This window comes from Paenibacillus sp. DMB5, from assembly GCF_001517085.1.
Classification (GTDB): domain Bacteria; phylum Bacillota; class Bacilli; order Paenibacillales; family Paenibacillaceae; genus Paenibacillus_AQ.
On sequence record NZ_LRAC01000174.1, the window covers coordinates 18371 to 41779 of the forward strand.

Consider the following 23409-nt stretch of genomic DNA (forward strand, 5'->3'; position numbering starts at 1 on the left):
ATTTACATCCAGACCGCGATGTCTTTATTGTAGTCAGCCAGTTCATCAGGAGCGAAGAAATTGGCGATTTCGCGTGCTGCGCTTTCCGGAGAATCCGAACCGTGAATCAGGTTAAGCGGAGTGTGGCTGGCAAAATCACCGCGGATCGTTCCCGGCAATGCTTCGCCTACTTTGGTTTTGCCGATCAGCAGCCGGGACAGAGCAACCACGTCATCGCCTTCCCACACCATTGCGAACACAGGACCGGAAGTAATAAAGCCTACAAGCTCCGGGAAAAAGTCCTTACCCTCGTGTTCTGCATAGTGCTTCTTGGCCTGTTCTTCCGTAACCTTAATCAGCTTGGCGGCAACCAGCTTAAATCCCTTATCCTCCAGACGGGCTACAATACGTCCGATTAATCCGCGCTGAACACCATCCGGTTTGATCATCAGATACGTCTTTTCCATAGAGCCACTCTCCAATTTCGCTTTTTATTTTCTGATATTATCAGAAAGCATGCCATCTGTGAACGCTTAATATTCGGCTCTCCGGCAGTTAATATGCCCGTCCGGTTACAAAATAGGCAATATCGCGCAGATTGCGTCTGGTCTTGTTGACGGGAAGCTGCTCCAGTGCGGCCAGCGCCTTGTCGATATAACGTGACGCCAGCTCCTCTGCCCGGTGAATACCGTCACCGGATAGAATCAGATCAATGGCACGGCCGACTCCGGCCTGTCCGCTGCGGATCAGCGCAAGCTCGTCCAGCAGCGGTGTACGCAGCCGGCTGTCTTCCAGACTGTAAATAACCGGCAGCGTAATATTTCCCTGCCGCATATCACTGCCGGGAGGCTTGCCGATCTGTTTCTCGGTTCCAGACAGATCCAGCAGATCATCCCGGATCTGGAAGGCCATCCCGACATTGTATCCGTAATTATAGAGCAGGCGGGCCGTCTCCGGCTCCGCGTCGGCAGCCAATGCCCCAAGCTCACAGCTGATCGCTATCAGGAGCGCTGTTTTGCGGCGGATGCGCCGCAGATAATGGCGGACACTTTGTCCGCTGTTGAAGAAATCGCGGATCTGCTCCATTTCTCCGATCGACATCTCCACCATCGCCTTGGACAGAATCTGGTGAATCCGCGGATTCTGGAGCTCCGAAGCAATAACCAGCGCCTTGGCATAAATGTAATCACCGGTGTACATGGCGATCTTGTCGCCCCACTTGGCCTTGACGGTAAGCTCTCCGCGGCGCAGCTCGGCATCATCGATTACATCGTCGTGAACCAGCGAAGAGCTATGTATCAGTTCAAGCGGAATCGCCACACGCTTAAGCTTCTCGAGATCATATTGCCCGAACTTGCCGCCCATCAGTACAAAGACAGGGCGCAGCCGTTTGCCGCCGGCCTTCAGCAGATGAAGCGAGGTTTCCGCCAGCAGTTCATCATCGCCCTGTACGCTGCGGTACAGCTCTTTTTCTATCTGGTCCATGTCCTTACTCAGCATTCCGAAAATTTGCATTCGCTTCATTCTTTCACCCGTGTCAGCAGATTGCGGCTCCATAACTCCATCTTCACTTCCTGCGGCAGCAGGCCCATCTCATAGGCATAGCGGAAATAGAGGTTCAGACCTTCCTGCTGCCTTTCCCCAAAATCATAACATAAATTACTGAAATAGCCGTCCCAGTATTCAGCAGTGCCGCCAATACGCGAACAGGCTTCCCGGATAATTGGTGCACGATTGCGCACACCGCGCTGTTTGCTGTCCACAAAAGCTGCGGCAATCTCGGCAATAGCCTCCGGCTTGTCCTTTGCCGCTCCGCGGTTAACGGCCCAGACGGCAAAGGTCATGCTGTGTCCCGTCCAGTCCTTCCATACCTGCCCAAGGTCAGTAACCACATAACCCTGGTCCTGCCAGGCCGCCTTGATCGCATGGTCGCCAATCAGGAGGCAGGCGTCCGCCTGATCCATCATGCTGTCCAGGTCAGGCTCAGCCGTAATGTACTCCGGTTTGCCGCCGATGGCTTTTTCCATCAAAATCTTCAGCAGATTCACTGAGGTGGCAGATGTATTCGTGACGGCAATCCGGCCGTTCCCTATTTGCTCTGCCGGAACTCTGGAGAACAGCAGAATCGACTTGACCGGCCCGTCAGCACTGACCGACAGATCCGGCAGCAGCAGCAGCCGGTCGCTCGCTTCTGCATAGGCGAAGGAGGATAATGCCCCGACTTGGATAGTCCCTCTGGACATCCCCTGATTAAGAATGGCAGGTACTTCACTCACCATCTCTGCCGGATGCTTCAGGGCAGAGGGGTTAAAATTGTGAAATACCGGCCATGAGTTGGTGTAGCTGATTTTACCGATTACCGTATGCTGCTGGTCCTTCATTCATCTTCCCCCCATCTGCGGAATAGGCTGTGTTCAATGCCGAAGCTGTCGAGAACCTTGCCGACCATGAAGTCCACCAGGTCATCCATAGTGCTCGGACCGAAGTAGAATGCCGGCATCGCCGGAATAAGCTTCACTCCTAGCCGGGACAGTTTCAGCATGTTCTCAAGATGAATGGCATGCAGCGGGGTTTCACGCGGCACCAGCACCAGAGGGCGCCCTTCCTTCAGCATCACATCAGCGGCCCGTGTCATCAGATTATCCGAGCTTCCATGTGCTACAGCAGACAGTGTTCCCATGGAGCAAGGCATAATAACCATCCCCTCCGTCCGGAAGGAGCCGCTTGCTATGGAGGCGCCGATATCAGCAATCGGGTGATAAAGCAGAGAACCGGGATGGCCCCTGAACTGTCCGTTCAAAAAGCCTTCCCGGTCTGTGACGTTAAAACCCAGCTCCTCCTTGAACACCCGCCAGCCCGCATTGCTGACCACAAGATGGACAGTGTATCCCAGCGACAACAGGGTTTCTGTCAGACGAACACCGTAAATCCCGCCGCTTGCCCCGGTAATGCCAACTACGAAATGTTTAGGTTTCGGCCGGGTCATCTGAACTGCACCACCAGGTCAATCAGAGTGAAGGAAAATACCACGATGCTGAGCACGCCGTTCATTGTGAAGAAAGCCGTCTGAAGGCGGCTTAAATCGCTTGGCGACACGATATGATGCTCATAGAACAGGATAATATAAGCAATAATCATGCCCGCCACATACCACCAGCTCAGGTCTGCCATAAAGAGCAGCGAAATGAATCCGATTCCGGTTAAAATGTGGAACGCCTTGGCAATAAACAGCGCACGGGCAACTCCAAAGCGGACTGGGATTGAATAAAGGCCTTCCCGCTCATCAAATTCGACATCCTGGCAGGAATAGATAATATCAAAGCCGGCTGTCCAGAAAACAATCGTGAAATAAAAGATCATCGCCGTCCAGTCCACATTCCCTGTAACCGCTACCCAGCCGCCCAGCGGAGCGAGTGCAATCGTCAGCCCGAGAATGAGATGGCAGGCCCAGGTAAACCGTTTGGTGAAGGAGTAGAACACAAGCAGAAAAACGGCTACCGGCAGAAGCTTGGCCGACAGGGGATTCAGCTTGAATGCAGCCCAGAATAATAAGAAGAAGGAAATGAATATAAATACCGATACTTCTCCGACCTTGAGCAGGCCGGCGGGGATGGCTCTCCCGGCTGTCCGGGGATTCTTCGCATCACTGATCCGGTCAATCAGCCGGTTCAGACCCATGGCTGCACTCCGTGCACCGAACATGGCGACGACAATCCAGCCGATCTGCGGCCATGACGGCAATTCGCCGAACATGACAACCGATCCCAGCAGTGCGCCCATAAAGGCGAAAGGCAAAGCAAAAACAGTGTGCTCAAACTTGATCATTTGCAGAAAAACGCCGACTTTTTTAAACATTACAGTTCTCCTTGAACCCAATATGTAGTGCTGCGATGCCTCCGGTCAAGGGGAAGGATTCCACTTTCGTCAGTCCGGTTTCACGGAAAATCACCGCGAGCTGCTCTCTGTCCGGGAAGAGGGCCAGTGATTCGGGTAGCCATTTGTATTGTTCGTACCGCTTGGCAAACAATTTGCCGAGAAGCGGAAGAACCTTTTCGAAATAAAAATAATAAATGCCCTTGAATGGCTGCTTCATCGGCTTGGACAGCTCCAGGCAGACGACCATTCCCCCGGGTTTCACCACACGCTTCATTTCGTTCAGCACTTGAACGAGATCAGGCACATTGCGAAGCCCGAAGCCTATCGTTGCGTAGTCAAAGGAATTGTCCCCGAACGGCAGGTCCATCGCATTGCCCTGTATTAGCGAAATACGGTCCTGAAGGCCCTGTGCCTCAACCTTGCCGCGTCCCACTTCCAGCATACCTGCACTGAAATCCAGGCCCACTACAGAGCCGGTCTGGCTTGCTTCAGCCAGCGCGATGCTCCAGTCACAGGTACCGCAGCACAAATCCACTGCGGAATCCCCGCGTTTCATCGCCATCTTGCGCATTGTGAATTTGCGCCAGGCCTTGTGGCGGCGGAAGCTCAGGATATCATTCATCAGATCATATTTACCGGCAATGCTCTCAAACACTGAATGTACAAATTGCTCTTTCGGCTGTGCCTTTGTTTCTCCCAGAGCGGATGTCTTCTCTATAGTCATTCTTTACCCCTCCACGGCTGCTTGTCCGGAAATTTTCATCTGCAGGAGGAAGCGGTCCAGAGCAGTGTTAAGCCCACTTACCAGATGCTCGTCCTTAATACCCTGTAGAAGTCCTTGAATGGACTGAATCGACTGGTGCAGCTTGTCGGTCAGCAGGGTATCGCATTTATATTTCATTTTGAGCTTTTTCCAGTCCTTCAGGTCCAGCTGCTGCTCCCGGAGCAGTGTTGTTTCTTCCTCGGCAGCACTTTCGAGTATCTTCCAGTAGCAATAACCATCCCGTGCCGCCGCCGGATCATTGCCTCGCCGCAGCTCGGAGCATATGGTTTCAGAGTGGCTGAATTCGGCCAGCAGCTTCTCCCACAGGCCGGCAAGGCTCTCTTCAATATGCGGTGTAAAAGAAAGGAACAGCCGCATATTGAGCTGTACCGAATGCCGCAGGTATTGTTCTGAGGAGAGCAGCCGCTCCTTCATTTTGCTGTACAGCCGGGCTTTCATCACGTTAAAATCGGCGATGGCCGAGCTAAGGCTGCCCACCATTCCGATTTGGCCGCTCTTGGCCAGCAGATGGTAGAACCAGCTGCTGAAATAGTCGCCGGCCAGCACCTTGAGCTGCCGGGAACGCATGACATCCCCGCCCGGGTCATCACTCACGTGCTCAATGCTCTCATGCGTGTCGAGAGCAAGCTGAACCAGACCTGTAACCAGCGTATACAGCTCCTTACTGCGGTCTTCACCCGCATTTCCGTAACTCAGAAAAATATATAACAAATGACTGCGACCATCTGAAAAAGGCGGCAGTTCCGTATGCCGCTGAATCATGTCGTAGTCGGTGTATGGTTTAGCTAATTGCGGTATGCGGTACGGTTTCATTTCAGCCTCCGAAGCCATTGACGTTATTACAATATCTTTGTTCACAATCTTGTCTATTATATCACATGTTTTTTTGTCACGCACATGGCACGTTCTAGTTTCTTTTACCCACATCAGGGATAAATGAACTGCTTGCGCCACAGCTCACTTTCACTAATACGGAAGCCCTCCTTCAGAACATCCGGCAAAGGGCGGTTGCCAGTATTCTGCAGCAGCTCCTGAAGCGGAGTGACCATTCCGTGCGGCGGATATCCCCCGCAAGCAGCAGACGGCGGCTGTCCAGCCATTTATCCTCGGCAACAATCCGCAGCAGCAGCTGATTTACGTTGTCCGTCTCCCGGAATGCAAAAGAAACCGCCAGTGCCATGTTCCGGTACAGCTCCTCCGGCTCGTGATCATTACCGGTTACCTTGAGATCAAGCGATAAAACCCCGTTTTTCCAGCCGGCGCTTCCGATCTCCAGACTGAAGGGCAGGCTGCTTAGCGTATCTACGATATTCTCGTCTGCAAGTATGGTTCCATCCCCGCCAAGCGTCTCCACCGCATGCTGCGGCAGGACAGCTTCAAGGGTAGCCATCTGCGGCAGAATTACAGCAGAGGCAGCGGTCATCAGCAACACCATTCCGATCAGCCAGCCCCGGTTCATAGCCTGCCCCCTTATCCATCGTTTCCGCCAGGCCGTGACAATATACGAACATGCCGGCTTGCCTATATCTAGTTATATTTTGAAAAAAAGCAGGCTATGCCTGCTTTTCAGCTTTCACTTTCCAGTTGTCCGTGCTTGCTCCAGATTTCTGCCTTGCCGCGGATTTTCATCGCTGAGGTATGATCGGTGAACTGGGCGATGAGCACCTCGCCCTTGTCGAGCTTTTCGGTGTGGTGAAAGCGAGTATCATGCCCCCGGGTAAGTCCGATGACCTGAACGCCGTTCTCCTTGGCTTTGACCACAATGTACTCGCTGCCTGCAGGTGCCGGACTTACGCCGTTGTTCTTCTCAGTCATGGTTGATCCCCCTAAAAATGTTGTGAGCCTGCTTCATGAACAGCTTTATACAAAGCTGACGTTGGAAGCATGTGCTTGGTTTAGACTTTGGAAAAACAAATGCCGCCTAAAAGGCGGCATCGTTATGACTCGGAAAGAATATAGGATCGATATGTAGAAATCTCTATTTGATTCCGTCTTTGAGCGCTTTACCTGGTTTGAAAGCAGGTACTTTGCTGGAAGGAATTTCGATTTCTTCACCAGTCTGCGGGTTGCGGCCTTTGCGTGCGGAACGTTCGCGCACTTCAAAGTTTCCGAAGCCAACCAGCTGCACTTTGTCACCGCTCTGCAGAGCATTAGTGATTGCTTCGAAAACGGCGTCTACCGCTTTAGTAGCATCCTTCTTGGGAAGTTCAGTTGCTTCTGTAACCACGTTGATCAAATCTGATTTATTCATGTCTTCTCACCTCCCTGAGTAAATTTCCGGTATCATACACTGTTTCCGTTTCAACGCAAAATATACGTGATAATCCCGTTAATTACTAGATACGGGCGCCTCTCTTCCTAGAAGCGCAACAAACTTATAGTAATACAGCCCACCCATAATTTCAAGGCGTTACTCAAAAAAGGAGCAGAAAGTAGCATTTCAATAGGCCCGTTACACTGAAATGATAGGCTAATAATGTTAGATTCTTCTACGAGAGTACAAAAAAGAGAGCGGAATGTCTCCGCTCTCTTTACTGCCGGCTGTCTTACCAGCCCGGCTGCTTTATAAAATGATGGCAATCAGTCCGCCAGAGCCCTCGTTGATGATCCGTCCAAGCGTTTCCTGCAGCTTGTAGCGGGCATTGTCCGGCATCATGGCGATCTTGCCCTGAATGCCTTCACGGACAATGGAATGCAGCGAGCGGCCGAAAATGTCGGATTCCCATATTTTGATCGGGTCGTTCTCGAAGTCCTGCATCAGGTAGCGCACCAGCTCTTCGCTCTGCTTCTCGGTACCGATGATCGGTGAGAACTCCGACTCCACATCGACACGGATCATATGAATGGACGGCGCTGTCGCTTTCAGCCGGACCCCGAAGCGTGAGCCCTGGCGGATCAGCTCCGGCTCATCAAGGGCCATTTCAGCCAGCGAAGGGGCGGCGATGCCGTATCCGGTCGTTTTGACCATCTCCAGTGCCTCTGAGAAGCGGTCATATTCACGTTTGGCATGTGAGAAATCCTGCATCAGCTGCAGAAGATGATCCTTGCCGCGGATCTCCACGCCAACCACTTCCATGAGCACCTGATCATACAGCTCTTCCGGTGCATAAAGGTCAATTTCCGCCACGCCCTGGCCCATATTCATGCCGCTGAGGCCTGCACGGTCGATAAAGTCATATTCAGTAAACTGGGCTACCAGACGGTCCACATCCCGAAGGCGGCGGATGTCTTTTACCGTATCACGGACAGAGTTTTCATAGGCGCTGCGCAGCCAGTGGTTCTCGCCAAGCACCATTACCCAGCTCGGAAGATTGACGTTGACCTCATGGACCGGGAACTCATAGAGTACTTCCCGCAGCACACCGGTCACATCATCCTCCGACATATTGGCGGCGCTGAGCGTCATTACCGGAATATCATATTTGGCAGCCAGCTCACCGCGGAGCTGCTGGGCCTCTTCACTGCGCGGACGGGTGGAGTTGATCACAAGCACAAACGGCTTGCCGACCTCCTTCAGCTCTGCGATTACACGCTCTTCCGAGTCAATGTACGAGTGCCGCGGGATTTCGGCGATTGTGCCGTCCGTGGTCACGACTACACCCAGTGTGGAATGCTCCTGAATGACCTTGCGTGTGCCGATTTCCGCCGCTTCCTGGAAAGGAATCGGTTCCTCAAACCACGGGGTGGAAATCATGCGCGGCCCGTTTTCATCCTCATAGCCCTTGGCTCCCTCAACAGCGTAGCCTACACAGTCGACCAGCCTTACATTTACTTCAAGGCCTTCCGCAACCTTGATCTGCACCGCGTTGTTCGGTACAAATTTCGGCTCGGTTGTCATGATTGTTTTGCCGGCTGCGCTCTGAGGCAGTTCATCCACAGCTCTTACCCGGTCTGCTTCGCTCGTAATGTTCGGCAGAACAATCGTCTCCATGAAGCGCTTGATGAATGTCGATTTTCCCGTGCGAACCGCGCCGACGACGCCAAGATAAATGTCTCCGCCGGTACGCTCGGCAATGTCCTTGAAAATATCCACTTTTTCCAAAAGAGATCCCCTCCTCATATTACTCCGAAGAAAAAATGCCTGAAGAGCATCGACTTCGCGTTCCGCCGGTAAACGGACCCTTGCAGGACATCCACCGGACTTTGGCATTGCCCGCCAGGGAGCCTAGCCTGCCTAAGCGGAACATTCTTGCCCCGCGCTAAACTCCGAATGCTCGGACATGCATTTGGACTAGTATCATCATATGTATCCGGAACGGATTTATGACCCGCAGCTGCGCATTTTATGCAGGAATTTCACACGCGGCAGCAATTGCGCACAGAAAGGGCGTCACGATGCCCGGAAACCTTCTCATCCAGCATATGAACGTAAAATGGCGGATAGAACCTCTCTGAAGCTTTCTCAGCCCCTTAAAAAATGGAAAGCCCCCTTGGTTAAGGGGGCCTTGCGAGCATTACTATGGAGTACGCGGTGGCTGCGGAACCGGCTTGCCGCCGATCCACAGATAGGGGAGGGATTTCACGGGCACATAGTAGGAAGCTGCCTCAAGCGCAGTCCGCAGGTCCTGATCTGCCTCCGGAGCGTTTCCGGCCTGCCCGATTACAGTCATTATATCGGCCGAGTAATCCACATACACCTTGCCCTCCACGTCCATGATGAATTCCAGCGGCTCGCCCGAATACACGCTGTTTAGTGTGACCGCTGACGTCCCTGCCAGCCTGTGATCGACAGCGTAGACTCCCGGATAATACTCCTCACCTGCCGGAAGACTTCCGCCGTGAGCAGACTTGTAGCGGTTGACCTGGCGCTGGACATCATTTACCTTCTGCACGGTAACCAGATCCATCAGCTTTACAACAGGTGCCGTCTCCTCATCGAGAATCAGAAAATAAGCATTCCCTCCCTGCTCAAATGCAGCCTGTGGGATTTCATCCAAATCCCCCTGCGAGTGCAGCTTCTCCAGATCAACCACAAATTTCTCATAACGCGGTGTGTCCGCATCACTGTTCAGAATCGGCAGCAGCCCTTCCCTCTGCTGATACTCCTCCACAGCTGCCTGTACGCGCCGGACACTCTCTCTGCTGCCGCCTCCAGGCTCCTGCTGTTCTTCGGGATACATGCAGCCTGCCAGGACACACAGCAGCAGCAGCGGCCGCGCCAGCTTCAGGATAGAGGAACCTATACTGCCCAGCCCCATGTTATTATCCATATCCATCGCCTCCCCGCCAGCTCAATAGGTGTGATGACTCGTATATTTAGTGCATAATCTAATCACCGTTAACAGTTGTGTCCTACCACAGCTCGTCCATTTCACCGCGCCGTGCAGCTTCCAGCCGGCGCCGCACTGCGGCCTTGAGCGGATCCTCAGGTACAGTAACACTGAGATCCTGCTGTACAGCAGTCTGGCAGGACAGCCGTACGCCCTGCTCCAGCAGGCTGCCCAGCTTGCGTCTCTCTGCCTCATCCGGAGGCCGTACCGCATCCGTGCTTTCCGGGCCGATTGTTACCTTGCACATCAGGCAGGCTGCCTTGCCGCCGCAGCGTGTCGGCAGTACAACGCCGGCTTTGCGTGCTGCCTCCAGCAGTGTCGTACCTTGCTTGACTACAGACCTGCGTTCATCCGGCTGAAAAGTAACCGTAATTCCTCTTTGCGATTTCATCGTGCAGTTTCCTTCCTGAATTCTGTTTCCGGCGGCTGCCCCAGCAGTCTGTTAAGCTCTGCCCGGCAGACGGGGGCGAGCCCGTTCTGCTCAACCAGCTGCTCAAGCAGCGAAGCATGCTGCTGCAGGCTGCTAAGCATCCTGCCGGCAATATTCCGGCAGCGTTCGGTTCTCCCGCGCAGCATATTGTATAGCAGCTCATGTGCCAGCGGCATCAGCCGGATCAGACTGCTGCCGCAGATCCCGCTGACAGGAGCATGACCTAGCAGCGAATGTAAATCCACGGTGTATCCAAAGGGCGGATTGCCGATCCGGAATCCGCAGACCAGCTCCACCTTCATTTCCCCCACTATATAACGGCTGCGTCTTGAGTAGCAATTGCCGCTGTAATCTTCCACGGGCCCGTTGTCCGCCGAATAGCAGCTGAGTGCCTCGTGAAGCGGTGCTGCATCCTCCAGATCAGCGTACAGATCAATATCGGCAGGCGGTCTGCTTAATGAAACATTATGCAGCATCAGACCACAGCTCCCTCCCAGCAGCCAGACCGGCGGCTTCTCCATCCAGCTTAAATCCAGTGCTTCTGCAACCTTTTTTAATGCTGTCTCCAGTATGTATGACATTCCCGTCCCTGCCATCAGTGCACGCCCCATTCCTGAGAAATCGTAAACGATAATCCAGAAATACATCTGACTGAGCCTGTTTGTAAATGCTTACATAATTGATGCCGCTCCGCTGAGCAGACCGATCAGCATGATGACAAAAGCAATGACCGATAATACCGCTCTGAGCAGACCCTTTGTCCTGCTGCGGGCAAATGTGATCAGAAATACGGATACGCCCATAATCAGTATCGCTATCAGCGACAACCACATCTTAGTCATAGGGTCCATAATTACTCTGCCTCCTGCCAGTTATATTGAATTGCAAATATTATAGCATGAACCATAGGCCGCGAAACCAATAAAGTGTAATCTGCAGCAAAAAAGAGCAAAAAAACCGGAATCTGCTAGATACCGGCTTCTTTGCTCCTTGAGTGACCCAAAGAGGCGAGCTATTTTTTCATCAGCATTTTCATTAAAGACTCCATTGTGCCGGAATTCGTACCGCCTTTTTTGACAGCATTTACGATCTCCTGCACAGTAGCCTCAGTGACCGGCACTTTAGCCATCGCTGACACCTGCTTTATCAACTGGCGGAGCTGGGCTTCATTCTGCGTGGTTCCCGGCTTCACCGTGCTCGCGAGCTTTTTGATTGCGCCTGGTGTGATGTTCTTCCCCGTCTTTTTGTTGATGGCATTCAGGGCATCCTTGGAAAAATCTTTGTTCACTCTTCTTCCCTCCTCCGTCAATCCCCACTACAACATATGAGAATATCCGGCAAAAGGTGAACAGTACTCAGGAATGCCACTGCTCCCAGGTTTCCTGTGAGATAGCTTCCATTTCAGTTTTGCGGTCACGGCCCATCAGGGCCTCCACTGCACTACGCGGGGTTCTGCCTTTAAACAGAACGTGGTAGATCTGGTCGGTAATCGGCATCTGCACGCCTAAACGGACAGAAATCGCATACGCAGCTTCCGTTGTACGAATCCCTTCCACAACCATCCCCATGGAATCCAGTACTTCGGCCAGCGGCTTGCCCTGTCCCAGCATCGACCCGGCACGCCAATTACGGCTGTGCTGGCTTGTTGCCGTAACAACAAGGTCGCCGAGTCCGGCCAGTCCGGAAAAGGTCAGCGGATTGGCGCCAAGCTCGACCCCTACCCGGGCAATCTCAGCAAGTCCGCGGGTAAGCAGCGCAGCCTTGGCATTGTCACCGAAGCCCAGACCATCAGACAGTCCTGCACCGAGAGCGATGATATTCTTCAGCGCTCCAGCCAGCTCGACACCGAGCTGATCGCGGTTGGTATATACGCGGAAATCGTTATTGATGAATAGTCCCTGTGCAGTAACTGCACGTGCTTCATCTGCAGAAGCAACCACCACGGTTGTCGGACAGAGGCGGACGACCTCTTCAGCATGGCTCGGCCCGGAGAGGACAACTATCTCTCCCTCCTTACAGCCCAGCTCCTCGGAAATAACCGTGGACATCCGTTTCATGGTTTCCGTCTCGAAGCCTTTGGTCGCATGGATGCAGAGCATATCATCCTTCCAGAAAGCCCTTAGGCTGCGCGCCACCTGGCGCATGCCGGAGGAAGGCGAGACAATCACCACTGCTTTGGAGCCGGAAACAGCCTGTTCCATATCCGTAGTGGCAATGATATTCTCAGGCAGTCGTATACCCGGCAGAAAGTGCTCGTTTGTATGGTGTTCGTTGATCTCGGCAGCTTGTTCGGGCCTCCGTGTCCATAGATAAACTTCCTTGTGGTTAGCCGCCAGCACAGAGGCCAGCGCAGTTCCCCAGCTGCCTGCGACCAGCACGGTTACTTTATCAGACAACACGATTCCCCTCCTTGGTCTTGGAGCCGATTTTGTTCTCTCTTCCCTGTGTCAGCTTCACGATATTGCTGCGGTGCCGCCAGAAGGCAAAGACTGCGATAATCAGACTGCCCCAAAGCTCCGGTGCCGTAAATTCAGCAAACAGCAGAAATACCGGAGTCAGCGCCACAAAAATAAGGGAGCCGAGTGATACATAACGGGTCAAGACAATAGACACAATGGCAATAACGCCCGCTGCCAGCGCAGGCCAGAAGAACAGTGTCGCCATGACGCCGATCGCCGTAGCAACCCCCTTGCCCCCGCGGAAATGGAAATACACCGGCCAGTTGTGACCGATAATGGCTGCAATTCCGCAGCGACCGCGACCCAGCTTCCCCAGCCGCCGGCCCATGTCCCCAGCCAGACAGCGGCAATGCCCTTCAGCACGTCCAGAATCAGCACCAGAATCGCCGGTCCTTTTCCAAGCACTCGCAGCGTATTTGTCGCCCCGGCGTTACCGCTGCCATATTGGCGGATATCAATCCCTTTAAGCAGCCGGGCAAGCAATACGCTGAAGCTGACAGAGCCAAGCAAATAGCTTACTACGATAACCAGAAGTTCAAACGCCACTACTCTTCTCCCCTAACTTTCGTTATCAGATTTACGCCGCGTAAAGAGGCGGATCGGTGTGCCTTCAAAATTGAACGCTGCGCGGATCTTGTTCTCCAGATAACGCTCGTAGGAGAAGTGCATCAGCGACGGGTCATTTACAAACACCACAATCGTCGGCGGCTTCACGGCAACCTGGGTTACGTAGTTAATGCGCAGACGGCGTCCTTTATCGGTAGGCGGCGGGTTAATGGCCACGGCATCGGATACAACATCGTTAACCAGGTGGGTTGTAATCCGCAGGGCATGCTGCTGCGCAACATGCTGTACTACCGGCAGGAGCTTCTGCAGGCGCTGTTTTGTTAATGCCGACAGGAATACAACCGGAGCATAGGTCATGAACAGGAAGTGATCACGGATTGTATTTTCAAAATGCTGCATGGTCTTGTCGTCCTTTTCCACGACGTCCCACTTGTTTACGACAAAGATAGAGGCTTTGCCTGCATCATGGGCATAACCGGCAATATGCTTATCCTGGTCGATGATGCCTTCCTGGCCGTTAATAACAACCAGAACAACATCAGCCCGCTCTATAGCCCGCATGGCGCGCATAACGCTGTATTTCTCAGTGCTCTCGTAAACCTTTCCGCGCTTGCGCATACCCGCTGTATCAATCAGGACATACTTCTGGCCATCCCGTTCAAAAGGAGTATCTATCGCATCGCGTGTAGTTCCGGCTACATCACTGACAATAACACGTTCTTCACCCAGAATGGCGTTGACCAGCGAGGACTTGCCTACGTTAGGCCGTCCGATCAGCGCAACACGGATGACATCATCGTCGTATTCTTCATCAACCTTATCAGGAAGCTTCTCCACAACCGCATCCAGCAAATCGCCGACACCTGTACCGTGGCTGCCGGAAATACCGATCGGATCGCCGATACCCAGACTATAAAATTCATAGATATCTTCTGCACGCTTCATGTTATCCACTTTATTGATCGCAAGTACGATCGGCTTGCCGGACCGGAACAGAATCTGCGCTACCTCTTCATCCGCATTTGTCAGGCCGCTTTTGGCCTCACACATGAAAATAATGACATCCGCTTCCTCGATAGCCAGCTCCGCCTGGACGCGGATCGATCTCAGGATGAAATCCTCACCGTCCACTTCAATCCCTCCGGTATCAATGACACTGAAGGATTTGCCGTTCCAATCAGAAATACCGTAAATCCGGTCCCGGGTAATTCCCGGTTTATCTTCTACAATGGCCAGTTTATCACCTATCAGCCGGTTAAAAATCGTCGACTTTCCGACGTTAGGCCGGCCTACAATGGCCACAACGGGTCTTGCCATATTCCATTCCTCCTGTCTTCCTTACGTTTCTCATCATAGCAAAAAACATTACAATTGGCTAACTCCATACAAACACAATCGGCGAACCCTCAGGATGAGGGCTCGCCGATTACTTTACCCGGTATGACACCACATATAAGAGCACATAAGTCACCTTATGCAGCATTCTTATACTGCTGTGCAAAGCTTAATTTAAGGGATTAGTTATTGCCCTTGAATTTGTCCAGCTTGTCGCCGAAACGCTCAGCCAGTGTGAAGCTGAGACCTTCGTTGCTGAGCGAAACGTTAGGATTGTTCAGAACTTCTTTTGGAGCTCTGTCCTGTCTCTCTCTGCGTTCAGGTTTAGCCGTAGGAGCCGGAGCTTCTTCGGTTTCCTTGATGCTGAGGCTGACGCGCTTCTCGGATGGATTGAAGTCCAGAACCTTAACCTGAACCTCTTGTCCTTCCTTGAGCACTTCGTGCGGAGTGCCGATGTGCTTGTGGGAAATTTGTGAGATGTGCACAAGGCCTTCTACGCCTGGAAGCAGCTCAACAAATGCGCCGAAGTTAACAAGGCGCTTAACTTCGCCTGTTACTACATCACCAATATTGATTTTGCCTGCAGCGGAATCCCAAGGACCTGGAGCAGCAGCTTTGATACTAAGGCTGATTTTGCCTTTTTCCGGATCAACTTTAAGTACTTTAACAGTAACTTTGTCGCCTTCGGATACAACATCGGACGGCTTCTCAACGTGGTTCCAAGCGATCTCGGATACGTGAACCAGACCGTCAACGCCGCCCACATCAACAAATGCGCCGAACTGGGTCAGACGTTGCACTGTACCTTCGATGATCTGTCCTTCAGTCAGTTCGGACATGATCTTCTGTTTGTTAGCTTCGAATTCTTCTTCCAGCACTTCCTTCGCGGAAAGAATAACCTTGCTGTTCTCACGGTCCAGTTCCTTCACTTTTACGCGGAGGGTACGGCCCTTGTAGTCGCTGAAATCTTCTACGAAGTGGCGTTCAACCATGGAAGCCGGGATAAATCCGCGTGCGCCGACATCAGCTACGAGACCGCCTTTAACAACGTCAGCCACTGTAACTTCGAAGGCTTCTTGGGAAGCAAAGTACTTCTCAAGATCTTCCCAGGATTTTTCGCTGTCAATGGCACGTTTGGAGAGCACAAGGCTTTCCTTATTGTCGTTGACGCTTACTACTTTGCATTCCACTTCCTGTCCAACTTCAACTGCTGCTGCAGCGTTGTCCAGCTGTACGGAAGAAAGTTCGCGAATCGGAATCACACCGTCGTATTTATATCCAATGCTTACATAAGCTTGGTTATCTTCGATTTTGACGATTGTTCCTTTCACGGTATCGCCTTTTTTCACAGAAATGATTTCCAAACCTTCTTGGCTAGTCACTTCTTCTTCGTTGCTGGCAACAGGTGCAGCGGTTTCCACAGCTTCTGTCGCTTCCACGGCTTCGTTGTTCTCAACATTAGCCGCAGCTTCCTGATTTTTAATTTCTTCAGACATGTGATTACCCTCCTCGATTCAAAACCCCATTTATTTAAACCCGCGTAAGAGCAGGGTTCAAAACAATCACTACTTGTATAACATTTACAGTATTACGATAGTATGTTCCAAAAAATAGCGGTTATGCCGTTATTCCTCAGTAACTGTAAACACCTTAAATTCACGGACCTACCTCGCGCTAGGCTTGCCGGTCCGGATCATCTCATGAATCCGTCCCATTATAACATCGGTGACTTCTTCCAGAGAATCACTGCCCGCTCCGTCAAAAGCGCTCAGATCAATGGGCTCCCCGTAAATAACGGTCATCCGGCGGAACGGTTTGTAGGAACCGATGATAGCGGCCGGTACAACTGCTGCCCCGCTGCGGAGCGCAAAGCTTGCTGCGCCCTTCTTCGCCACACCGGTATCAGAGTTGCGCGTTCCTTCCGGAAAGATGCCCATCACATGTCCGCCGCGAAGCGTATTAAGAGCCGTTTTAATGGATTCTTTGCTTACGCCGCCACGTTTGACAGGAAAAGCGCCAAGCTTCCCGATAAGCCAGCCCAGTACGGGAACTGCGAATAGTTCGGCCTTGGCCATATACTTGACCTGACGTTTCAGCTTGATCCCGATCGTCATCGGATCGAGCAGGCTGATGTGGTTCGCGCAGAGCAGTACCCCGCCCTCCTTTGGCACATTTTCTCTTCCCACAATTTTTAGCGGGAACAGTATGGCATAAATCAAGCGAAGCAATCCACGGCAAATTACATAAATCATGAATGATTTCTCTCCCCGTCAACATGAGATCTGCAGTGGGAGACAATGGCTTCCACGGCTTGATTGATATCCATAAAGGTCGTGTCCAGAAGAATAGCATCCTCCGCACGGCGCAGCGGTGATATTTCCCGCCCTTCATCAAGACGGTCACGTGCTGCAATATCGTGTTCAAGCTGCTCTAGAGTCACTGTTTCCGTGTCCTTCAGCTCTTTGTAACGCCGGAGAGCCCGCTCCTCCACGCTTGCCGTCATGAAAATCTTCACTTCGGCATCCGGCAGTACGGTCGTACCAATGTCGCGGCCGTCCATGACCACTCCCTTGCGGAGCGCCATCTGACGCTGCAGATGACTAAGCCTGTCACGTACCTCTTCAAGCTTAGAGTACTGCGACACCTGGCCGCTGACCTGCAGACTGCGGATGTGCGGGGTTACGTCTTCCCCATTGATCAGCACCTTCTGTACATCTTCCTCCGGAATGAGCTCAATGATCATATCCCGGACAATCCGGTTTACTTGGTGCTCATCTTCAGGCGGAATGCCTTCACGGAGCATATACCAGGTAATTGCACGGTACATGGCACCCGTATCAACATAAATGTAAGAAAGCTTGCGTGCTACCAATCGGGCAACAGTGCTCTTGCCTGCCCCGGCAGGTCCGTCGATGGCGACGTTAATTCTGTCGTAAGTATGTGTACCCTGCCTGTCCAACGGGGCATTCCTCCTCAAACACTCTTTCAGCCGAGAATCCGGCTGGCTGCAAATTCCCGAGGAACCTGCTGATCTTATCAAGAAAAAAGCAGGCATTGCCTGCGACTTATAAAATTATACCACAGTTTGGAACACAGTGCAAAACCGCATAAGGGGCTAAACGTGTAAAATTATACGAAAAAATGGTCAGCGGTTGCGGAAATCGAACTGCCGTTCGAAGCAAAAGCGGATAATTTTTTGCCGCTCAGCATCGGAAATCGACGAGAACTTCAGCATGACGAGATTACGTTTGTTGTCCAGCTGCTTCATCCGCACAATCTCTCCTTCAAAATAGGCATGCTCAATACTGCCGTTCCGGTAAGGCAGCAGCATCCAGCAGTTAAGCTTGTCCGCAACTGCAAATTTGACCTTGCCGTCGCTGAGAAAAGAAGTCCCCCCTCCGCCGACATCATCGGTACGGACAAGAATCCGGCTGCCAAGCGCGTCCTTGACGGCCAGTTCAAGCTCTGCGGTAACCCGCAGGAAGCTGCGGCGCTGGATTTTGAAGATATGTTCTGCTTCCGGCTTGCGGATTCTGATCATCCGGATCACATCCTCTTTAAAGCCGATTACATGGGTATTGAAATAGTTTTTGATCCCGCCCTCAGTCAGAAAATAAACGGAAAGCTCATCTCCCATAAACAGTTTTTTAAGCCGGGCTTTGCCGATCTGCATGGGAATTTCAATCAGAATCGCATCATCCTCGATGTCCGCAATCCTGGACCTGTATTCAATCTCAGCCTCAGCCGCATCGCTCGAAGCTACCTGTATGTAAAGATGTTCATTAATTTTGGGATACAATCCGGTCACCGCCACAGAGTTAGTAATTAATCACATTACCGATTATAGCATGGCCTTTTGACACCGGGTTAGTAAAAGTTGCTGAGAACCCGGCCAAATTTGTAACCGCAAAAAAAGAGGAGCGCTCCCGGCGGAAGCCTCCTCCTTCAGATTATATTAGCTTTGTTTATCCTGGGCCCCTGAGGAGGTTCTTACCTCCTCCACCGCTTCTTCATTTCCGTCAGCGGCATTGAGGTAAATCCGGTACTGTGAACCGTTGATTTTGCCTCCGAACTCATAGGTCAGCAGTTCGGTTGCATCCTCATTCTCAATCCAGGCCAGCCGGTGATACAGCTCCTTGAATTCCGGATTAAGATGCGTCCTGGCCTGTTCGAGGGATAAGCCCGGTTTGGGAATATCCCTCTTCTCTTGATGCTCCTTCGCATAATCGCTGGCCTGAAAGCCTGTAGGCTCCCCTGTATCCAGCCCGGTACGGACTGTGATTTTTTCCGGATAAATGAGCACCCCGTCCTGGCTGCTTACAAAGGTCAGATTTCCCAGATTATCATACCGGTCCGCGCTGACCGCCGTCATGCCGGGAAATCCTTTTTTCTCAAGGAATTCCGCTCCTTTAACCGCCGCCTGCTCCAGTGAGACCCTCGCCTCCCCAACCTCACGGTTGTCGTTGTAGCTTACCAGCAACCCGCCTTCTTTGGTGAAATTCATGGTGACCGGCTGCTGGTGATCCTGGCTGGTCACCGTTGCAGTATACGAAGCCCATTCAGTATCCTTCCCGTTTTCTCGGATGTCCACCTTTGCGTTAGCTCCGGCTCCGGCGAGTTTCACCGCCTTGGCTCTGATATCCTCGGCAGTGACCGGCTTGCCGCCGATCTTTTTCACAGACCGTTTATCATAGATACTCGCAACAGATGGCCCCCAATCCAGCTCAGGGTATGCCGCGACCCGCTTATCCACAGTCTTGAACCCGTCGATAATCGTGTTGTCCTCGGCTTTCTCCTCGGTAGCCAGCGCAGTTTCCACATCCATCCACCGCAGCTTTTTACCGATAACCTTCTCCTGCACCTCCTGAAGATCCTTAGAGATCTCACCGGAGTTTTTGTAGAGTGCCATCAGATTCGCCATTTCCCCTTCGGTTAACGGCTCCTTGGTAAAATCACGTACGGCAGCCTTATAGGAAAAATTGGAGATTTTGGACAGGAACTCCTCGGTTTCACTGAACGGCAGCAGTGTAAGCGGCAGCTGGTTGATTTCATTCTGCGCTTCACTGGTCAGCCGCCATACATTAACCAGGCCTTTGCGGTGCATCCCGTTAGATGCAGAATTCACGGCAAGGGTATTCCCGAGCTCACCATGAAGACGTTCCACGTGATAGGACAAATCATGAAAAGCACGCTGGTACTGGTTCTCCGCTTTAATCAGAATCGAGTTTTTCTCCTGGTTCTCCTGATACCCCCAGACCAGCGCTCCAACCAGCAGCAGCGCGGTAAGCGGGAACATTATGGCACTTAATCTTTTGTACATTGGGCTGCAAGACTCCTTTCAGTAGCTTATTGCCGTTAGTTTGACAATAACTGAGAAGAGTTATGCACCGATGCAGTAAGCAAAAAAAGAGATTACTTCCAGAGCAGCGCCCGGGTCAGGTACGCTCTTCAATATCAAAGCCGCTGCTGCTGCTGCACAGGCATTGCTTGAAACCGGTCTGGACGATCCCCTGCTCTTTGCTGCCTCTCAATATGTAAGATTCGCCACACTGTCTGCATACAATCCGTACTTTTACACGCAAAAAAAGACACCTCTCTCCTCTCTGGAATCCCTTAATACGGAACTTTCCTGTAGATTTAAGTGTGTCCATCTCTTTTAAAGGTTAACCTCTTCCTCACGCTTCAGAAAACGGAACGGTGAACGGCTGTTGGCCAGCGCCACCTTCCCCATGCCTCCATACCACAATACGGCCATCAAAGGCACAATGAACCAGATCCAGTAGTTGGACATAGTGGCGAGGATAAAATCGTATATTCCGTGCCATAGCCAGGGCAGCAGTAAGGACACCAGCAGTATCCCTCTTGGCTTCTTTCCCTTGGTGAACTTAGCCCGGCCCATATGATAGCCCATAATGACTCCGAACATCGCATGACCCGAGACCGGAAGCAGTGCCCTGATAAACATGGAGCCGAGCGTAGCATGGCTGTACCAGGCATACATTACATTCTCAATTGTTGCAAAGCCGAGCGAAATCGCTACAGCATATAGTATTCCATCATAAGGCTCGTCAAATTCGGTATGATTGTAAATCATATGGTACAGCACAAACCACTTCAGGCACTCTTCGACTCCGGCAGATATCAGAAAAGAATCCACATACGCTCCGCCTCCAAGCCCGAGCACCATGCCCCGCTGAATAATCATGACCGGGAAAACAATCAGCAGTCCCAGCAAAAATACCTTTATGACCATATGGAGCGGTTCCTGGTCGTACTTGTCTTTCAGATAGAAAAAAGTCAGCAGCGCAAGTCCTGGTGCAACTGCCGACGTAATGACCGATAACAAGAGCACCAAACTTCCTCCCCCGAAACTTTCTCTACCGTAAAACTTTTTACAAAAGGGGCCCGGCTGATGCCAAGGCCCGCTCTCCTCTTATTCCTGGCGTTTAAAATGTGTGCACAACAGCTCAATAGCGTTCTCAGCCATTACTGTCTTTCCATATTCGTCCAGCACAGCTTCTGTCACCGGGGATGAATCACCGAACTCGGACAATACGGCAACCAGTCCCGTGAGCACAGATTCTTCATATTCCTTCGGATCGAAGTAGAGGTACCATTTATCATTATAAGAATACAGTTTTCCCTGGGAAGTAATATTGCCGATGAGTACATGAGCCGCTTCGACCAGAATCTCAAAATCGCGGAATGCATACACAATGGAGTCGCTTTGTTCTAATGTAACTTCCATTTCGTAAATCTCTTCAGGCATTTCTTCTTCCCCGGCTCCACCGTATTGATGGTGATCATATTTTCCCCGGGTCACAATAACGACCATACCTTGCGCGGGCAATGCGAACACTTCAACGGCAAGCGGACCGGTAGCGTCAAAGCCAAGCTCACTGTACGCCTGGTCCATCATTTCCGTAAAAAGGTCATGCACCTTGGGAACTTCCTGCCACATATCTTCCTTCTGGATGCCCCGCTCGCTCAGGTCGTCAAAAGTGAGGAAAATCCGTATCTTATCTTGACCTAATCGCTCTATTCTCATGACAGGATCCTCCTTTTGCAAGCTCATTTAATATTAATGTATGATGAGTCCCGAGTAATGAGCCAAAAATGGTTACTATGTAAGTATGTTATCATTTTGGCGCACTAAATGCACGTAAATAAATATATTTAATCATTCATTACCACTATGCCCCCATTTTGAACAAAAAAAGAATCATTCTGCGGATGGAATCATCCCCAAAATGATTCTGTACTGCTGCCTTGCGGTTACAAACCGGGTATGACTGTATGCGTGTCCTTCAGAATCTGCTCCACTTCATGTTTTACATCGGGATTTGTACGGATGAAATCCTTCAGCATGTTCAGGTTGGACTCCCTCGACTTCAGCGATGTATCGTCTTTGTGTCCGGCCTGAGAAGAAGTCTTGTGTTCCGTTTTGTCTGCTTTGTCATGTGAGCCGTCAGCAGCCGTGCTGCCGAACCCGGTCAACGCCATGCCCACAATTTTGTCACGCGCTTTTTCCCCTGCACCCTGAAGCTGGCCGCCGGACTGCATGAGCGAGGACATCATGGCGCTGCGTTTTCTGGACATAATCATACTTGCGGCTGCTCCAAGCACAACTCCGCACAGAAATGACGAAGTATTCATATCTCTAACCTCCTTGTATGGTAAAATCATGCTTAGTGTTCGCGGAAAGATTCCCGCTCATACAGCCAAACAACAAGAAAGCGAGATGAAAAAAGTGGGTAAAGCAATCTCAGCCCTGCTGCTGGCAACCCTTTTGCTGTCGGCCTGCAGCGGCAACAACAACGAAGACCTTGCACAGGGCAGTACTGCGACAGCTCCGGCTGCAACTGCAGAAGTCTCAGCCGCACCGCCGGAAGATGCCGCAGGCACCATAGCTCCAAGCGCATCCTCCAGTCCGGCACCAGGTAATGGCACGGAAGCAACCATAGCCCCGGCAGCTTCAGCTGCTCCGGGAACCAGTACAGCCACTTCCCCAAGCAGTGAGCCGGCGGCTGCCGAAATTCCGCTGCTGTACCATATGAACAAAAATTACGATATTGTCCCCAATGAGGAAGGTACGGACAAAAAGGTAGTCCTGCTTACGTTTGATGACGGCCCTAAGGAAGCGGAGATGATCAATGCCCTCATGGATACACTGGACAAGCATCAGGCCAAGGCGATCTTTTTTGTTAACGGCTATAGGGTAAAAGAGCATCCCGAGCTGCTGAAGCTGCTGCATGAACGCGGAGGTATTATCGGTAATCACAGCTGGGATCATATCGTGCTGAAGGATAAAAGTTACGCAGAAGTGAAAAAGCAGATCGGGGATGTCCAGACCATCGTCAAGGAAATAACCGGAGAAGCTCCGGCTTTCTTCCGTCCGCCGCATGGTGCCGGCGGAGATGTCGGCAAGCAGGTAGCCGCCGAGAACGGAATGCTGTACATGACCTGGTCTGTCGGATCACTCGACTGGGAGATGAAGGAGAAGGATGCGGCAAAGACCGAAACACTGGTCAAAAACGTTACGGATCAGCTGCATTCCGGCAGCAATATCCTTATGCACGAGCTCCCCTGGACAACCCAGGCGCTCGACACACTTCTGACTACGCTTGAAGGCAAAGGCTACAGCTTTGTTGATCCGCGCAGCATCGAGCTCAAGCAGCGCTAAGCACAAAGCACTTACCCGATTCCAAA

The 23409-nt window shown here is 51.8% G+C and carries 29 protein-coding genes; 1 reads left to right on the forward strand and 28 read right to left on the reverse strand.

Features of this window, described 5'->3' with window-relative positions; genetic code table 11:
- Positions 1-2: 2 nt before the first annotated feature.
- The 28 genes from ndk to AWJ19_RS33275 all read right to left on the reverse strand — a co-directional run bounded on the left by ndk (position 3) and on the right by AWJ19_RS33275 (position 22356).
- Positions 3-446, reverse strand: a complete 444-nt coding sequence (gene ndk, locus AWJ19_RS33145; protein ID WP_068729935.1) for a nucleoside-diphosphate kinase — start codon at positions 444-446, stop codon at positions 3-5.
- A gap of 88 nt (positions 447-534) precedes the next feature.
- Positions 535-1503 (reverse strand): polyprenyl synthetase family protein, encoded by a 969-nt coding sequence (locus AWJ19_RS33150; protein ID WP_068730147.1) that lies wholly within the window; start codon positions 1501-1503, stop codon positions 535-537.
- Entirely contained in the window at positions 1500-2360 is an 861-nt protein-coding gene (locus AWJ19_RS33155) for a menaquinone biosynthesis protein (RefSeq protein WP_068729937.1), read from the reverse strand. The genes AWJ19_RS33150 and AWJ19_RS33155 overlap by 4 nt, the downstream gene beginning before the upstream one ends.
- Positions 2357-2965 carry a flavin prenyltransferase UbiX gene (locus AWJ19_RS33160; protein ID WP_068729939.1) on the reverse strand — a complete coding sequence of 203 codons (609 nt, stop codon included), beginning with the start codon at positions 2963-2965 and terminating at the stop codon, positions 2357-2359. Before AWJ19_RS33160 ends, AWJ19_RS33155 begins: the two co-directional genes overlap by 4 nt.
- Entirely contained in the window at positions 2962-3834 is an 873-nt protein-coding gene (locus AWJ19_RS33165; protein ID WP_068729941.1) for a UbiA-like polyprenyltransferase, read from the reverse strand. Before AWJ19_RS33165 ends, AWJ19_RS33160 begins: the two co-directional genes overlap by 4 nt.
- The gene (locus AWJ19_RS33170) at positions 3827-4579 is read right to left on the reverse strand and encodes a demethylmenaquinone methyltransferase (protein WP_068729943.1); all 753 of its coding nucleotides are present in this window, start codon (positions 4577-4579) and stop codon (positions 3827-3829) included. The genes AWJ19_RS33165 and AWJ19_RS33170 overlap by 8 nt, the downstream gene beginning before the upstream one ends.
- A gap of 3 nt (positions 4580-4582) precedes the next feature.
- Positions 4583-5452, reverse strand: a complete 870-nt coding sequence (locus tag AWJ19_RS33175; protein WP_068729945.1) for a heptaprenyl diphosphate synthase component 1 — start codon at positions 5450-5452, stop codon at positions 4583-4585.
- A gap of 172 nt (positions 5453-5624) precedes the next feature.
- Complete coding sequence (locus AWJ19_RS33180; protein WP_082708246.1) at positions 5625-6098, reverse strand: hypothetical protein; 474 nt, start codon at positions 6096-6098, stop codon at positions 5625-5627.
- Between the two features lie 107 nt (positions 6099-6205).
- Positions 6206-6454 (reverse strand): trp RNA-binding attenuation protein MtrB, encoded by a 249-nt coding sequence (mtrB, locus tag AWJ19_RS33185; protein WP_068729947.1) that lies wholly within the window; start codon positions 6452-6454, stop codon positions 6206-6208.
- Between the two features lie 163 nt (positions 6455-6617).
- Positions 6618-6890 carry an HU family DNA-binding protein gene (locus tag AWJ19_RS33190; RefSeq protein WP_042178229.1) on the reverse strand — a complete coding sequence of 91 codons (273 nt, stop codon included), beginning with the start codon at positions 6888-6890 and terminating at the stop codon, positions 6618-6620.
- A gap of 312 nt (positions 6891-7202) precedes the next feature.
- Complete coding sequence (spoIVA, locus tag AWJ19_RS33195; protein ID WP_068729949.1) at positions 7203-8681, reverse strand: stage IV sporulation protein A; 1479 nt, start codon at positions 8679-8681, stop codon at positions 7203-7205.
- 415 nt (positions 8682-9096) lie between these two features.
- Positions 9097-9849 (reverse strand): hypothetical protein, encoded by a 753-nt coding sequence (locus AWJ19_RS33200; protein WP_068729951.1) that lies wholly within the window; start codon positions 9847-9849, stop codon positions 9097-9099.
- An 82-nt stretch (positions 9850-9931) separates the two neighbouring features.
- On the reverse strand, positions 9932-10300 hold the full coding sequence (locus tag AWJ19_RS33205; RefSeq protein WP_068729953.1) for a 2Fe-2S iron-sulfur cluster-binding protein: 369 nt from the start codon (positions 10298-10300) through the stop codon (positions 9932-9934).
- The gene (locus tag AWJ19_RS33210; protein WP_128083754.1) at positions 10297-10920 is read right to left on the reverse strand and encodes a hypothetical protein; all 624 of its coding nucleotides are present in this window, start codon (positions 10918-10920) and stop codon (positions 10297-10299) included. The genes AWJ19_RS33205 and AWJ19_RS33210 overlap by 4 nt, the downstream gene beginning before the upstream one ends.
- Positions 10921-11010: 90 nt before the next feature.
- Complete coding sequence (locus AWJ19_RS33215; RefSeq protein WP_068729955.1) at positions 11011-11190, reverse strand: DUF2768 family protein; 180 nt, start codon at positions 11188-11190, stop codon at positions 11011-11013.
- Between the two features lie 161 nt (positions 11191-11351).
- Positions 11352-11627 (reverse strand): stage VI sporulation protein F, encoded by a 276-nt coding sequence (locus AWJ19_RS33220; RefSeq protein WP_068729957.1) that lies wholly within the window; start codon positions 11625-11627, stop codon positions 11352-11354.
- Positions 11628-11694: 67 nt separating this feature from the next.
- Complete coding sequence (locus AWJ19_RS33225) at positions 11695-12735, reverse strand: NAD(P)H-dependent glycerol-3-phosphate dehydrogenase (protein WP_068729959.1); 1041 nt, start codon at positions 12733-12735, stop codon at positions 11695-11697.
- Positions 12728-13054, reverse strand: coding sequence for a glycerol-3-phosphate acyltransferase (locus AWJ19_RS37140; protein WP_241781976.1), 327 nt, complete (start codon positions 13052-13054; stop codon positions 12728-12730). Before AWJ19_RS37140 ends, AWJ19_RS33225 begins: the two co-directional genes overlap by 8 nt.
- The gene (locus tag AWJ19_RS33230) at positions 12937-13344 is read right to left on the reverse strand and encodes a glycerol-3-phosphate acyltransferase (RefSeq protein ID WP_241781977.1); all 408 of its coding nucleotides are present in this window, start codon (positions 13342-13344) and stop codon (positions 12937-12939) included. Before AWJ19_RS33230 ends, AWJ19_RS37140 begins: the two co-directional genes overlap by 118 nt.
- Positions 13345-13356: 12 nt before the next feature.
- The gene (gene der, locus AWJ19_RS33235; protein WP_068729962.1) at positions 13357-14682 is read right to left on the reverse strand and encodes a ribosome biogenesis GTPase Der; all 1326 of its coding nucleotides are present in this window, start codon (positions 14680-14682) and stop codon (positions 13357-13359) included.
- A 200-nt stretch (positions 14683-14882) separates the two neighbouring features.
- Complete coding sequence (gene rpsA, locus AWJ19_RS33240) at positions 14883-16196, reverse strand: 30S ribosomal protein S1 (protein WP_068729964.1); 1314 nt, start codon at positions 16194-16196, stop codon at positions 14883-14885.
- Positions 16197-16364: 168 nt separating this feature from the next.
- On the reverse strand, positions 16365-16952 hold the full coding sequence (locus tag AWJ19_RS33245; protein WP_068729966.1) for a lysophospholipid acyltransferase family protein: 588 nt from the start codon (positions 16950-16952) through the stop codon (positions 16365-16367).
- Entirely contained in the window at positions 16949-17659 is a 711-nt protein-coding gene (gene cmk / locus AWJ19_RS33250; RefSeq protein WP_068729968.1) for a (d)CMP kinase, read from the reverse strand. The genes AWJ19_RS33245 and cmk overlap by 4 nt, the downstream gene beginning before the upstream one ends.
- A gap of 186 nt (positions 17660-17845) precedes the next feature.
- Positions 17846-18499, reverse strand: a complete 654-nt coding sequence (locus tag AWJ19_RS33255) for a flagellar brake domain-containing protein (RefSeq protein WP_198536688.1) — start codon at positions 18497-18499, stop codon at positions 17846-17848.
- Positions 18500-18655: 156 nt separating this feature from the next.
- Entirely contained in the window at positions 18656-20020 is a 1365-nt protein-coding gene (ypeB, locus tag AWJ19_RS33260; RefSeq protein ID WP_068729970.1) for a germination protein YpeB, read from the reverse strand.
- A 336-nt stretch (positions 20021-20356) separates the two neighbouring features.
- Positions 20357-21052, reverse strand: coding sequence for a glutamic-type intramembrane protease PrsW (gene prsW, locus AWJ19_RS33265; RefSeq protein ID WP_068729972.1), 696 nt, complete (start codon positions 21050-21052; stop codon positions 20357-20359).
- Positions 21053-21133: 81 nt separating this feature from the next.
- On the reverse strand, positions 21134-21748 hold the full coding sequence (locus AWJ19_RS33270; protein ID WP_068729974.1) for a genetic competence negative regulator: 615 nt from the start codon (positions 21746-21748) through the stop codon (positions 21134-21136).
- Between the two features lie 227 nt (positions 21749-21975).
- Complete coding sequence (locus AWJ19_RS33275; protein ID WP_068729976.1) at positions 21976-22356, reverse strand: hypothetical protein; 381 nt, start codon at positions 22354-22356, stop codon at positions 21976-21978.
- 94 nt (positions 22357-22450) lie between these two features.
- On the opposite strand from AWJ19_RS33275, the gene AWJ19_RS33280 reads away from it, so the two are divergent.
- Positions 22451-23383 (forward strand): polysaccharide deacetylase family protein, encoded by a 933-nt coding sequence (locus tag AWJ19_RS33280; RefSeq protein WP_068730151.1) that lies wholly within the window; start codon positions 22451-22453, stop codon positions 23381-23383.
- Positions 23384-23409 lie beyond the last annotated feature (26 nt).

Bases quoted from the DNA above. Each gene is read 5' to 3' on its own strand.
- ypeB (WP_068729970.1), bottom strand. From the start codon at position 20,020: ATGTACAAAAGATTAAGTGCCATAATGTTCCCGCTTACCGCGCTGCTG.
- ndk (WP_068729935.1), bottom strand. From the start codon at position 446: ATGGAAAAGACGTATCTGATGATCAAACCGGATGGTGTTCAGCGCGGA.
- AWJ19_RS33165 (WP_068729941.1), bottom strand. From the start codon at position 3,834: ATGTTTAAAAAAGTCGGCGTTTTTCTGCAAATGATCAAGTTTGAGCAC.
- mtrB (WP_068729947.1), bottom strand. From the start codon at position 6,454: ATGACTGAGAAGAACAACGGCGTAAGTCCGGCACCTGCAGGCAGCGAG.
- AWJ19_RS33200 (WP_068729951.1), bottom strand. From the start codon at position 9,849: ATGGATAATAACATGGGGCTGGGCAGTATAGGTTCCTCTATCCTGAAG.
- AWJ19_RS33150 (WP_068730147.1), bottom strand. From the start codon at position 1,503: ATGAAGCGAATGCAAATTTTCGGAATGCTGAGTAAGGACATGGACCAG.
- AWJ19_RS33160 (WP_068729939.1), bottom strand. From the start codon at position 2,965: ATGACCCGGCCGAAACCTAAACATTTCGTAGTTGGCATTACCGGGGCA.
- AWJ19_RS33180 (WP_082708246.1), bottom strand. From the start codon at position 6,098: ATGAACCGGGGCTGGCTGATCGGAATGGTGTTGCTGATGACCGCTGCC.
- AWJ19_RS33205 (WP_068729953.1), bottom strand. From the start codon at position 10,300: ATGAAATCGCAAAGAGGAATTACGGTTACTTTTCAGCCGGATGAACGC.
- AWJ19_RS33170 (WP_068729943.1), bottom strand. From the start codon at position 4,579: ATGACTATAGAGAAGACATCCGCTCTGGGAGAAACAAAGGCACAGCCG.
- AWJ19_RS33275 (WP_068729976.1), bottom strand. From the start codon at position 22,356: ATGAATACTTCGTCATTTCTGTGCGGAGTTGTGCTTGGAGCAGCCGCA.
- AWJ19_RS33210 (WP_128083754.1), bottom strand. From the start codon at position 10,920: ATGTCATACATACTGGAGACAGCATTAAAAAAGGTTGCAGAAGCACTG.
- rpsA (WP_068729964.1), bottom strand. From the start codon at position 16,196: ATGTCTGAAGAAATTAAAAATCAGGAAGCTGCGGCTAATGTTGAGAAC.
- AWJ19_RS33190 (WP_042178229.1), bottom strand. From the start codon at position 6,890: ATGAATAAATCAGATTTGATCAACGTGGTTACAGAAGCAACTGAACTT.
- AWJ19_RS33215 (WP_068729955.1), bottom strand. From the start codon at position 11,190: ATGGACCCTATGACTAAGATGTGGTTGTCGCTGATAGCGATACTGATT.
- AWJ19_RS33155 (WP_068729937.1), bottom strand. From the start codon at position 2,360: ATGAAGGACCAGCAGCATACGGTAATCGGTAAAATCAGCTACACCAAC.
- AWJ19_RS33175 (WP_068729945.1), bottom strand. From the start codon at position 5,452: ATGAAACCGTACCGCATACCGCAATTAGCTAAACCATACACCGACTAC.
- der (WP_068729962.1), bottom strand. From the start codon at position 14,682: ATGGCAAGACCCGTTGTGGCCATTGTAGGCCGGCCTAACGTCGGAAAG.
- AWJ19_RS33270 (WP_068729974.1), bottom strand. From the start codon at position 21,748: ATGAGAATAGAGCGATTAGGTCAAGATAAGATACGGATTTTCCTCACT.
- AWJ19_RS33245 (WP_068729966.1), bottom strand. From the start codon at position 16,952: ATGATTTATGTAATTTGCCGTGGATTGCTTCGCTTGATTTATGCCATA.